Raw genomic sequence first — 12,356 nt, 5'->3', positions numbered from 1 at the left:
AATTGGTAAGGGCCGCCGTTGTACAACCACTCGTCTAAGGAAGCTGCTTCCCAGATTGGGTAGAAGTGAAGACCAATTGCGTTGGATGAAGGAACAACAGCACCTGTGATGATGTTGTTACCGTACATCAAGGAACCTGCTACTGGTTCGCGGATACCATCGATGTCCACTGGAGGAGCAGCGATGAAGGCGATGATGTAGCAAATGGTGGCGCTGAGCAAGGTAGGAATCATCAAGACGCCGAACCAACCGATGTAAATCCGGTTGTCTGTGCTTGTGACCCACTCGCAGAAGCGTTCCCAGACGTTGGCGCTTTCGCGCTGCTGTAAGGTTGTTGTCATCTGTTTATGATTGCTTTATTTGGTTTTCAATGTTCGTGACGGCTTTGTGTTCCGCCATGTAAATAAACATAAAGCTTTTATTTCAGTTTGTAAAGGCCTTTTAAGCACAGTTTTTATTATGAATGTCATAAGCTGCGCTGATAATAAGCCAGAATGCTTGCTGTATGGTGTTTTAAAAAGCAGAGTGCGGAATTTTTGGACGATCGCCCACCAATGAAGAATACTCATAATCTACCGAGGCAACGAGATTCGGGACGGGCGTCAGTGTTAAGATAGATGAAGTGTTGCGATCGCCAACCGCAAAACTCGCACTGCACAGATATATGTTGTTGCGTATATTGATCGATAAAAGTCCCAAGGAATGTCCCGCACCGTCACCTACAGCCCTGCTTATACTCTGGTTCCCACTTACGAGTGTTATAACCGCTGCACCTATTGCAATTTTCGGGCAGAACCGCTGCAAAGTCCTTGGCTGACACTCGCAGAAGCCGAAAAACAGCTCAAGTTCCTGCAAACTCAAGGTGTAATTGAAATTCTCATCCTCAGCGGCGAGGTACATCCTCACAGTCAACGGCGAAAAGCTTGGTTGCAGCGGATTTACGATTTGTGCGAACTGGCGCTTGCTCTGGGATTTTTGCCGCATACTAATGTGGGGCCGCTCAGCTTTGAGGAGATGGCACTGTTAAAAGAGGTAAATGTATCGATGGGGCTGATGCTAGAACAGCTTGCCCCAGATTTGTTACAAACTGTTCACCGACACGCACCGAGTAAAGTGCCGGCGCTGCGGCTGCAACAGTTAGAATGGGCTGGGGAATTAAAGATTCCGTTTACAACTGGTTTGCTGCTGGGAATTGGGGAAAGTGAGGCCGATTGGATTGAGACGCTGGAGGCGATCGCCCGGATTCATTCGCGTTACCATCACATTCAAGAAGTTATCCTCCAGCCACACAGTCCAGGAAATCAGCAAAGTTGGGACGGTGAAGTTTTTGATGCTACAAAAATGCCCGAAGTAATTGCGATCGCCCGCAGCATTTTACCTGATGAAATTGCCCTACAAATTCCGCCCAATTTAGTTGCACAACCAGACATCTTGCTGGCTTGTTTAGAAGCAGGTGCTAGAGATTTAGGAGGGATTGGGCCGCGAGATGAAGTTAATCCCGATTATCCTCACTTGCAACACCAAACTTTAACAGAAATTTTAGCAACATCGGGATGGCAACTCGTAAAGCGTTTGCCTGTTTATCCTCAGTACGATAAGTGGCTGCCGCAGACATTGCAAACGGCTGTTAAACAAAGGAGATTTAGTCATTAGAAATTCTTATTTATTAGTGTCCCTCTGCTGCGACTTCGTTTTTGTAGAAGCGGTTTCAACCGCCGAGTGATAAAAATAAACTATTGAGATTTTAAATCAAAGAACCGCCCCCATCAATCCAGACTTCAGTACCTGTAATGAAGCTGGAGGAATGTGATACCAGAAATAACACTAATTCGGCGACTTCTTCGCTAGAACCTGCCGTATTATCCGTCAAAGGAATCATGTCTTCAATGGAATCAGGCGCGACTGGAATGCGATCGAGATGGCGCTTAACGGTGCTTTCTTCAATTGCAGTTAGCACCCCGCCCGGACATATCACATTGACTCTGATTTGGCAGGCTGCGAGTTCTAGCGCCAGCATTTTTGCAAAGGCTACTTGGGCAGCTTTTGAACAAGCGTAGGCCGTGGCACCAACTTTCCTGAAACTTCTGGTGCCATTAATCGATGATGTAATTACAATTGAACCTCCTTGTTTTTTCAGATGAGGAACAGCATACTTAACAGCCAAAAATGTTCCTCTGAGGTTGGTGTTAATTGTCCGATCCCACTCATCGGGTTCTATCTCCTCTATAGGCGACCATACACCGTTAATACCGGCATTTGCAAACAAAATATCAATTCTTTGATATTCATCAAAAATTGTTTGAAACGCTTTTTGCATTTGCTGAGAATCTCCAACATCTGCGGCAATAGCCAGCCCGCAACCTCCTTCATTTGCCAACTGGCGGACGGTTTCTTGCGCCGTTTCTAAAATGTGATCGATAATAGCAACTTTTGCTCCTTCCTTAGCCATTAAAATTGCTGCTGAACGACCAATTCCCGACCCACCGCCGGTAATAACTGCAACTTTTTGTGAAAGTTTCATAAGTTTTTATGTAAGATAAAATAATATTAAATATTATACGCGATCGCATATCCTAAAAATAGGACTAGAGAGAGAGCTTTAGTCCTAACTATAGATAGATGTTAGTTATCAAAAATATGAAAGCAAAAAGTAAAAAGATATCTTGCTTTTTACTTTTTACTTTTAACACAGTCCTTACGGCTGCGGGACCCAGACAGAAACTGAACCGGCGTTACACCTAAAATCAGCCCAACCATCGTCATTAGTTGTGATCGCTTCTTGGATGTGTTCGGTGATGTCAATATAAGTTCGATTCGGCTGTCCGACTTCCATAAACTTAGTGCCATCGCCTCCGTTGCTGAGTACCACAGCCATGCCGCCCGGATGTTCTTCATCTCCGAGTCGCGTCCAGCCAATGGTATTGGCGTGGTCGAAGTAATCGTACTGATTGCCGTAGGAATAAGTTTGACGCGCTAACAAGAATTGATCGAGAATAAACTGATGTTTGTCTAACCAAATCTCGTATTCGTTACCATCGTTTGCTGTATCCTTATAGTTAGCGCCGTAATAATCCGGGTAAAAAATACACGGATATCCTTCGCTTCGCAGCAGGATTAAAGCGTAGGCAAGAGGTTTAAACCAAGCCTCGACAACAGATTCTAGGGATTGTAATGGTTGAGAATCGTGGTTGTCAACCAAGGTAACGGCGAGGGCGGGTTGCTGTTGGACGAGAGTGTTATCAAAAATTGTTCGCAAATCGTAGCTATTACCGGCTTTGCTAGCAGCGTGGAAGTTGTAGTGGAGGGGTGCGTCAAATAAGGCTACTTTACCGTTGGTTGCTTCTAGGAAGTAGTGCAAAGCTTCCACTTCGTAAGACCAATATTCGCCGACGGCAAATAGGTCGCGTTGGGCATAGTGGCGGACGTGTTCCAACCATTCTTGGAAAAATTCTGCTTTAACGTGTTTGACGGCATCGAAGCGAAAGCCGTCAACGTTTGTTGTATCGACATACCACTCACCCCAGTATTTTAATTCGCCGCTGACTTCTGGGTTGTCCATATCTAAATCGCAACCCATCAGGTAGTCATAATTACCTTTTTCTAAGTCTACTCCTTGATCAAATTCTTTACCTTTTAGCAGGTAAACCGCATGGGTTTCTGTGTTGTAAACGTTGTAATCAATGGCGTCAAAATGCCACCAATGCCACTCCATGCTGGAATATTTTTTATCGCGGCCGGGGAAGGTAAAATTCGTCCAAGCTTTGATTTTTTGATATTCGCCTACGGTGTCATTCCGGTTGTCGGGATTGAAGGGTGTGGCTTCGGCTTCTTCTTCTGCGTCGGCACCTAATTTGTGGTTGAAGACAACATCGGCATAAATCCGAATTCCTGCATCTTGGGCAGCTTTTATCGCGGCCAAATACTCATCTTTTGTCCCGTATTTCGTGCGTACCGACCCTTTTTGGTCGAACTCGCCTAAATCGAATAAGTCGTAGACGCCGTAACCTACATCCATACCGCCGCCCGTTCCTTTATAGGCGGGTGGCAACCACAGAGATGTAACGCCGATTTTCGCTAAATCTTTTGCAGATTTCGCTAGCTGATTCCACAGGCTGCCGTCGTCGGGGCTGTACCAGTGGAAATACTGCATCATGACGCCATTGGCTTCAGACATATATTTAGTTTTTGCTATTTTGTAATGTTGCCAGATAGATTTTTGTTCGTAGCTTGCTAGTTTACGTAGGTCTGCAATCTATCGTTAATAAATATCATAATAGATGGGGTTGCTCACCACAATCTATCTGTTGATGGATTGACAAAAAAATGTAAATTTGATAATAATTATTTTCAGGCTATAGAAAATTATTAAAAGGGTGGCGATGCTTCGGCAACTCGCTCAACTCTGGTGTTCCAAGTGCCGTCGATCGCCAATTCAAGCAATCTAAATCCCGGCGGGATTTCGTCAACTATAATCGGATGGCTTTTGGGTAAAAGTTGGAGGCAGGTGCTGGGTGTCCCCAAGTAGGTAACTGAGTCCCGCTGTTGTTGAAATTCTTGGTGAATGTGGCCGCAGAGGACAATTTTGATTTGAGGATATCGATCGACAATTGCCAAAAATTCATCGGCATTGTGCAGCATCATTCCATCCATTATTTCAGAGTCGATCGGCAAAGGATGATGGTGCAAGGCAATCATCACAGGTCGATCGCCCGTTTGTTGCAGTTGAGAGTCGAGCCAATGCAAGCTTTCTGGGGAAAGCCGCCCGCCGTCGCATCCGGCTTCCACACTCGAAAGTAATAGAAATTGCCAGTTTCCTAGCATCCATGATTTTTCTGGGGAAAGGGGCGGTTGATTTAAGATTTCTGCCATGACTGGGATGTTGTCGTGGTTCCCAGGTATCCAGTAGGCGGGTATTCCTAGGGGGGCGATGAGGGATACGAGGCGCTGGTAGGATTCTGGTGTTTCGTCTTGGGACAAGTCGCCTGTGAGTAGGAGTAAGTCGGGCGGCGGCTGTATCTGTTGCAAGCGATCGAGAACTGCTTGGAGGGTGCGGGCTGTTGAGAGGCCTTTCCATTCTCGATCGATCTCTGCAAACAAGTGAGTGTCCGTGATTTGGGCGACGAGTAGGGGAGAAACTGGTGTCATGGCTGGTGTTGCGGGTCGTTGCTATAGTTCTAGATTACCTTCCCACAAGGGTTTTGGGGATATGGGAAAAAAGGGCGATTCCCTACCATTGGGGAACCCACGCGCGATCGGGATAGCTGCGCTTTACGAAATTTTTGACAGGTATGTTAAAATTTTCGAGATTTGGTGTACTATAAGAAAACGTCAATTTTCAGACGTAACGGCGGCATAGCCAAGTGGTAAGGCAGAGGTCTGCAAAACCTCCACCCCCAGTTCAAATCTGGGTGCCGCCTTTTTTAATTTCTAAAGAAACCAAAAAAATATTCAACGCGAGAAAGTTTCCCGGAGATAGTGAACAATTTCCCGGCGATTTTCTTGTAAGCTAGGAAATTGTTTTTCACATACTTTAGAAAACTTCTTTAAAACTTTTTTGCTTACTTTGTCCGCATCCTGAAAAATGGCAATTGGATAAAAAGAGTTTCCCCATTTCTCAAATTGAAGTAGAGAAATAGTTGCATCACGCACCTGATTGTCATTTTGTAGTGCATAAATATACAAAGGATTTGCCATCTTATTAATATGACAATTCACTTCATAAACACCTTCTGGGTCATATTGCGTATCGTGCCAGTCAAATACATATCTGTCTTCAGGAACATTCTCGGCTATCAATGCTCGGAAATCTTCATAAAAAGTTGACTTAACTCTTTCTCTTGACAAGTAACTAATATCAGAAATTCTTAATAAGGCTTGAGCAAATCTGTATAAAGCCTCTCCATACTCCCCCTGTTCGATTTTTATTATAAATTCTCCATATCTATCTTCTACCTGAAATTCAGACAGCGAATTTGTAATGATTTCTCTGCGCGTACCGTTTTCTAAATCAGACTCATTAAATCTATATGTTAGGTGCATATATGTATGACCTTCATCAGATAGCAACCATTGATCTTTTTCTTTTTTTAAAACAATAGCCAAATGGTCGCCGTCATCAAATCGGAAGGGCGTAAATACGCGAAATCTATCCTTCCCCTCTTCAGCAAGGCGCAACTCTTCACATACTTTTTGTTTAAACTCCCTTTCGATAGCGTCAGCAGTCATTTTCTTCACCTATTTAAAAGAGGCTAAGTTGAGAATCATCAGGTAACTCAAAGCCACAATCATTTAATAAACAGTCAAGAGCTTCTCCGAAATTAGAAAACCTATCAGTAGGTTCAGCATATTTGTCCTCTTCACAAGTTCCATAGTTTTGATACCTCTCTGTTGCCTTATGTATGTGGAAGCCATAAAATTTTTGCTTTTCTATCGGATTAGTGTGTTCGTGGCTTTTTCCATCATACCGCCTTAAGTGGAAAAGTTTATTAGAACCTGGAGGGTAAACTCCAATAATTATAGAAAAGTCTAATAAATTCAGACGGCTTTGACGTAAGATTAGGCGGTATTTATTGTTATTAACACCCTCAATATCAAAAGCACCGCTTTTGCTAACACCTGCCTCTCTCATCCGAATCTGGGAGCGCCAATCTAAAGGTAAAGGCTTGGATTCAGCTATGAGATTATTAATTTCTAGGTCTGAATATTTAGCCACTACATTACAGCATTAAACAAGTTAAAACTTTAGTTTTCAAGTTGATTTTCCATAGGTCTTTGCCAATTTACCTATTGTGGAGAGAATATAAAACACCTTTGATACCACCTATCCACCCACAAAGCCGGAACCTTAAACCTTGCCCCACAGTTGGGACAATCCGACAGCAAGCGCAACTGATGGCGATCGCACCCCGTCGCTGTTTTAAACTGCCACTCTATTGTATAACAAGGAGGCTCAGGATAATCTGACAATTAAATTGCTAATCACTAATCGCCCCAAGGCAATTAGTGATTAGCAATCTTGCCCAAATCCTCACATTTTGCTGATAATTCTTTGCAGGATTTCCACGCCTGATACCGCTTGCCAGCCAAACAGCCCCAAGAGCACAACATTCAGAAAAATGTGAGCGTTTCTCGCCCAATCATTGCCTTTTTGCATCAAAGGAGTCAGCGAGGCTGCGATCGCAATTATTGCCGTCATTCCCAATCCTGCTAGCAAGTGCGGGCCGACAAATAGTTTGCCGTTGTTGATGTAGGTGACGGCCATTCCGCCGACTGCACCCGTTACCATCAAGGCTAGCAGCAAAGAACCCATCTGGTGATGCTTGATGTTGAATTTACCCTTAATTAACTCTTTTTTGACTTCGCCTTCCGCACTTCTGGTACGGCGGATTTGCAGGCCGAGATACAAAGCATAAAATGAGATGGCCAGCAATACCCACATTAAAACTGGGTGGAAGAATTGGCTCCAAACTTTCACTGACTGGGGAATTTCGAGATTCATAGTGTTCTGAGGATTAGCAAACATACTTCATAAAACTTAGCATACCAGTCAGGCCGTCTCGTGCGACGGTAAAAATATACGGTATGAGAGACTATTATGGCTGCCACTAAACAAGACGCTGTATTGATTCAAGCCGCCAAGACTGGCAACATTATTCACGTTCAAGCTTTACTCGCTAAGAATGTTAACGCTAACGCCAAAGACTCTGAGGGGACGACGGCTTTGATGTTTGCTGCCCAAAAGGGCTATACAGAAATCGTGCGTACTCTACTAAACAATGACGCTAATGTCAACCAGGTGAGCAGGCGTTTTGGGCTAACGGCTTTGATGCTGGCGGCGGCTCACAAACAGGCTGACTCTGTGCGGCTGTTGCTGGCGGCGGGTGCTGATGTTAATGCTAAAAATGATGATGGAAGTACAGCTTTGATGGCGGCTTCTCTGAAGGGTGATATCAATGTTGTGCGGATGTTACTTGATGCTAATGCTGATGTAAATGTCCGAGATAAAGATGGAGATTCGGCTTTGAAAATAGCTGCTTTATCGGGTCATTTAGCTGTTGTTAAAGCTTTAGTGGATGCGGGTGCTGTTGCTGACAATTCTATGCTGTTTTTAGCTGTCCGTCAAGGTAGCGCAGAAATTGTGCGAATTTTGCTCAATTGTGGGGCGGATGCTAATGTTAAAAATCTAGAAAGCAAAACTGCTTTGATGCTGGCTGCGACGGCGGGAAATTTGGCTGTTGTCGAGGCGCTGTTGGCTGCTGGTCCTGATGTCGAAATTCCCGACAAAAACGGAGAAACTGCTTTAACTTTGGCTGCAGATGCCGGCAATACTGATGTGGTGCAAACTTTGCTTGGTGCGGGTGCTGATGCGAATGTGAAAAATGGAGATGGGGGCACGGCTTTGATGGCCGCTGCTGCTGGAGGAAATTTGTCGATCGCCCATATCTTACTCGATGCGGGCGCTGATATCAACGCTAAGGATAAAGATGATGAAACTGCTTTGAATTTTGCCGTGGTTGAAGGCTGCGAAGATGTGGTGGAATTGCTCTTAAACCGAGGCGCTAGTGTCGGTTCGAGAAATCGGTTGGGCGATACGCCTTTACTGGTGGCGGCTGTTCACGGCCATAGTGCGATCGTATCGGCTTTGCTGCAAAAAGTAAACTCAAATCGGGATGAGTTTCTGAATGCGAAAAACTTTGGGGAGACGGCTTTGACGCTGGCTGCTTTTCACGGACATACCGAGACTGTGAAGGCTTTGCTTGACGGCGGTGCTGATCCCAATGTCCCGGCGGATTTGGGGAAAACTGCATTAATGAAGGCGTGCGATCGAGGTTATGTGGCGATCGTCCAATTATTAATCGAAAAAGGTGCAGATGTCAACTTGCTCGATGATTCGGGCGCAACGGCTGTAATGTGGGCTGCACATCGGGGCTGTGTCGGTGCTGTACAGGTTTTAATTGATGCTGGTGCAGAACTAAACCACAAAAATCCGGGAAATTATACAGCTTTAATGCTGGCTGAGTTTAAGGGTTATTCCAGCGTGGTGAATTTGCTCAAAAGTGCTGGAGCACTGGAGTAAGAATGAAAGAGTTTTGACTAAAGTAATTCTGTCATTCTGAGGGTAGGCTTTGGGAAGTGAAGAATCTCAGATATCGGGACTTACGCATTGTAACGGTGTGCCAATAGTTTGAGATTCTTCGCTTCACTCAGAATGACCAAATTACGTGATTAGTGCGTCCCGGACAATGAATTATATCAATTTCGGCTGCGCCACAAGGATATCAAATGCGCGCTTCATCGTCGGGCGTAAAGTCAAATCCCGATGCCAACAAAAAATTCGCGCAATTTTCATTTTTTGGACTCACAGTCAACAGTCAACAGTGAACAGTCAACAAGCATTCCGGTGCAACCGGAATCGATATTAACCTCAATTTGCTTTACGTACCCAGCCGTTAATAGTAAAGCGGCTATCAGCAAAAGCTTTTGAGGGACAGCTAACTCGCAAAACTTCGTGCATATAGCGACTCAGAAAAAATACTATGCTGTTATTGCGAGGTTCAACAGTTCTGAATGTCTTGTCTGCAACATAAAAATTGTTCTCAATTTTGCTGTCATAAATCTGCAACTCGCCACCTGAAAAAGCCTTGGGTTCTCGATAGAAATAGTAAACGTAAGTAAAAAATCGGCTGGCGGTATCTGGCGAGCCGCTGTCGTTGTGAAGTTTATAAAAGTTGTTGTCATTGTGCATGGTTAGCTGAGCTTCTATCTCACCCAGGGGAAATGACGGAATATTTAAACTTTTCAGCACGTCGGGGAGAATTGCTTTGATGCGATTAACCATCAGTTCCGAAAATTCGGGGAACGAGTGGAGTACCATCGAACGGCGGTAATCTTCGGCATTGGTTGAGGTGCTGGTACTCACAAATTCTGATTCTTTTGCTAAGACATATTTAAGGAGTTTGTTCTTTTCTGCGGGGGTCAAAAAGTTGTCTATTTGGGCGTAGCGAGATATTAAATCGTCATTTACAGGTGGCGCAGGGGCAGGAATTTCTGCGGGAATTTGTGCGGGGATTTCTACAGGAGTTGCAGGCTGCTGCGATTCCAGTTGCTGCAAGTAAATTGGGGGTTCTGTGACTAATCCGACTAGGTGTTCGCCGGGAAAAAAAAGGGTGGAACGCCCGTCGTCTATGGGGATTTGAAATAAGGGCGAAAAACTGAGTGTTTGTTGGGTGCGATCGACTAATGTTTTGATCAGGCTGTGCAATAATGGTGTATCAGATTTGAGGGTGACGGTGCATTGATGTCCCCCGGTTAGCAGGATTTTGACTTTTATGTCTTGGGGTTTAATTTGCGGTTGAGTGTAAGTCATAATTTTTGAAGGACGCAACTGGGAATTTGGTACGACATAACAGTGTTGATTGGTGTCATAGCCTTCCAGATCCCCCCTAACCCCCCTTAAAAAAGGGGGGGACAAGAGTGTCTAAATTCCCATTAAGAAGGGGGGGACAGGGGTTTTCTCAAAGTCCCCCTTCTTAAGGGGGATTTAGGGGGATCGAAACTTAGAGTAAAACCAGAGATACAAAGAATTTCCGACTTAAGTTAAGACCAATAAACACTATTGTATCCCTACAATAAAATACACAATTGAGAATTGCTTTAGGTATGATTCCTAATGCAAGAAGTGGCGGATATCAGTGAAAACCATTGTGATTCCGAGTTGGTTGGCGGCTTGAATGGAATCTTGATCGCGCATACTTCCTCCCGGTTGGACGATCGCAATTATGCCCGCCTCAGCCGCAGTTTTGACTGAATCGTCGAAGGGGAAGAAACCATCGCTAGCCAAAATCGCTCCTTTGCTCTTCTCTCCTGCTTGTTCTAATGCTAGTTTAACCGAACCGACGCGATTCATTTGTCCGGCGCCGACACCGATTGTAGTGCGATCGCGCGTCACAACGATCGCATTTGATTTGACGTGTTTCGCTACTTTCCAAGCAAACAGCAATTCTTCCAACTCTCCCGCCGTCGGCTGTTTCTCAGTAACCATCCGCCATTTGCTAGTTTCTTCTACTATATTATCTGAGTCTTGCACCAGCAAACCGCCTGCAATAATTTTAACAGTTTGTGGCGGCCCTTGAGTCAAATCAGGCAAAATTAATACTCTAACTTTCGCCTTTTTCTTGATAATTTCTTCGGCTTCTGGTTCGCACCCCGGCGCGACGATACATTCTAAAAATGTTTGAGTTAAGGCCGTGGCGGTAGCAGCATCAATCGGGCGATTGAGGGCGACAATTCCGCCGAAAGCTGAGACTGAATCAGTGTCGAAGGCTTTTTGATACGCTTCAGAAATAGTTTTTCCCAAGGCTGTGCCGCAAGGGTTTGTATGCTTCAGAATAGCGGCGGCTGGTGTGTCCGGGAATTCTACGATTAGCCGCCTTGCTGCTTCTAAATCTACTAAATTATTGTAGCTTAATTCTTTGCCTTGCAGGATGGTGCTAGTTGTCCAGCCTGTCGGTGTAGTTCCGCTTTGATACCAGGTGGCGGCTTGATGGGGATTTTCGCCGTAGCGGAGAGTTTGCAACTCTTTTCCTGATAAATTAAACTCGTCTGGTAGCGAAGATTTTTCAGCGGATTGGCTGCTGCTGAGATAAGTTGCGATCGCGCGATCGTAGTTGGCTGTATGTTTGAAGGTTTCTAAGGCGCATTTTTGCCGAAACTCTAAGGATGCTTCGCCACCATTTTCCCGCAGTTCTTTTAAATAAGTATTGTACTGTTCTGGATCGCACAAAACTGTCAAATGAGCGTGGTTTTTGGCGGAAGCTCTCAACATTGCCGGCCCGCCGATATCTATCTGCTCAATTGCGTCTGCTAGAGTAACTCCTGGTTTAGAAATTGTCTCTTCAAATGGATACAAATTGACTACAACTAGATCGATCGCCCGAATTTGATTTGCGGTTAAATCTGCGAGGTCTTCCGGTACATCGCGGCGTGCTAAAATGCCACCGTGGATTCGCGGGTGAAGTGTTTTGACTCGCCCTCCCAAAATTTCGGGGGAACCAGTATATTCCGCAACTTTGGTGACTGGGATGCCTGCTTCTTTGAGGGCCGTTGCTGTCCCGCCACTACTAATTATGTCAAATTCAAATTCTTCTACTAGACTGCGCGCTAAGTCGATTAGTCCGGTTTTATTGGATGTGCTCAAAAGTGCTAGACGTGCCATTGGTTTGAAGTTGCGATCGCAAAAATAGATAGGTTATATTCTATATCACATCTGCCTGCAGGGAGATGATTTGGTAATGGCTAATTATGATTATTTTTGAGCAACTAAGGATGAGTCCGCTCATTTTTGACCATATTTTTTG

At 44.8% G+C, this 12,356-nt stretch carries 10 protein-coding genes, 1 tRNA gene and 1 pseudogene; 3 read left to right on the top strand and 9 right to left on the bottom strand.

All coding sequences use genetic code 11. From position 1 onward, the window contains the following. Positions 1-341: pseudogene (locus QUB37_RS22075) on the bottom strand (photosystem II q(b) protein); the annotation flags it as partial. A 361-nt stretch (positions 342-702) separates the two neighbouring features. Between QUB37_RS22075 and cofG the strand changes: the two are divergent. Continuing rightward, positions 703-1,653 carry a 7,8-didemethyl-8-hydroxy-5-deazariboflavin synthase subunit CofG gene (gene cofG, locus QUB37_RS22070; protein WP_333166129.1) on the top strand — a complete coding sequence of 317 codons (951 nt, stop codon included), beginning with the start codon at positions 703-705 and terminating at the stop codon, positions 1,651-1,653. A gap of 91 nt (positions 1,654-1,744) precedes the next feature. Here the strand turns inward: cofG and QUB37_RS22065 are convergent, their stop codons facing one another. The 3 genes from QUB37_RS22065 to cpdA all read right to left on the bottom strand — a co-directional run bounded on the left by QUB37_RS22065 (position 1,745) and on the right by cpdA (position 5,145). After that, a complete protein-coding gene (locus QUB37_RS22065) occupies positions 1,745-2,521 on the bottom strand; it encodes an SDR family NAD(P)-dependent oxidoreductase (protein WP_333166126.1) in 777 nt (258 codons plus the stop codon). Between the two features lie 174 nt (positions 2,522-2,695). After that, a complete protein-coding gene (locus tag QUB37_RS22060; RefSeq protein ID WP_333166124.1) occupies positions 2,696-4,174 on the bottom strand; it encodes an alpha-amylase in 1,479 nt (492 codons plus the stop codon). 191 nt (positions 4,175-4,365) lie between these two features. Next, on the bottom strand, positions 4,366-5,145 hold the full coding sequence (cpdA, locus tag QUB37_RS22055; protein ID WP_333166122.1) for a 3',5'-cyclic-AMP phosphodiesterase: 780 nt from the start codon (positions 5,143-5,145) through the stop codon (positions 4,366-4,368). Positions 5,146-5,346: 201 nt separating this feature from the next. On the opposite strand from cpdA, the gene QUB37_RS22050 reads away from it, so the two are divergent. Then, a tRNA-Cys gene (locus QUB37_RS22050) sits at positions 5,347-5,417 on the top strand. A gap of 31 nt (positions 5,418-5,448) precedes the next feature. On the opposite strand, the gene QUB37_RS22045 is transcribed toward QUB37_RS22050, so the two are convergent. The 3 genes from QUB37_RS22045 to QUB37_RS22035 form a co-directional block, all read right to left on the bottom strand. Beyond that, positions 5,449-6,225, bottom strand: coding sequence for a DUF1828 domain-containing protein (locus QUB37_RS22045; protein ID WP_333166120.1), 777 nt, complete (start codon positions 6,223-6,225; stop codon positions 5,449-5,451). 13 nt (positions 6,226-6,238) lie between these two features. Further along, on the bottom strand, positions 6,239-6,712 hold the full coding sequence (locus QUB37_RS22040) for a hypothetical protein (protein WP_333166118.1): 474 nt from the start codon (positions 6,710-6,712) through the stop codon (positions 6,239-6,241). Between the two features lie 315 nt (positions 6,713-7,027). Beyond that, the gene (locus QUB37_RS22035; protein ID WP_333166116.1) at positions 7,028-7,498 is read right to left on the bottom strand and encodes a DUF4079 domain-containing protein; all 471 of its coding nucleotides are present in this window, start codon (positions 7,496-7,498) and stop codon (positions 7,028-7,030) included. A gap of 96 nt (positions 7,499-7,594) precedes the next feature. On the opposite strand from QUB37_RS22035, the gene QUB37_RS22030 reads away from it, so the two are divergent. Beyond that, positions 7,595-9,076, top strand: coding sequence for an ankyrin repeat domain-containing protein (locus QUB37_RS22030; RefSeq protein WP_333166114.1), 1,482 nt, complete (start codon positions 7,595-7,597; stop codon positions 9,074-9,076). A gap of 348 nt (positions 9,077-9,424) precedes the next feature. Here QUB37_RS22030 and QUB37_RS22025 read toward each other — a convergent pair whose 3' ends face one another. Both QUB37_RS22025 and purH read right to left on the bottom strand, forming a co-directional pair. Further along, entirely contained in the window at positions 9,425-10,366 is a 942-nt protein-coding gene (locus QUB37_RS22025) for a 2OG-Fe(II) oxygenase (RefSeq protein WP_333166112.1), read from the bottom strand. A gap of 300 nt (positions 10,367-10,666) precedes the next feature. Beyond that, entirely contained in the window at positions 10,667-12,214 is a 1,548-nt protein-coding gene (gene purH / locus QUB37_RS22020; RefSeq protein WP_333166109.1) for a bifunctional phosphoribosylaminoimidazolecarboxamide formyltransferase/IMP cyclohydrolase, read from the bottom strand. Positions 12,215-12,356: the final 142 nt, after the last annotated feature.

Source organism: Microcoleus sp. AT3-A2, assembly GCF_036705685.1.
In the GTDB taxonomy this organism is placed as follows: Bacteria; Cyanobacteriota; Cyanobacteriia; order Cyanobacteriales; family Microcoleaceae; genus Microcoleus.
The sequence above is the reverse complement of the archived record's forward strand: the minus strand, read 5'-3'. Positions and strand labels throughout refer to the sequence as shown.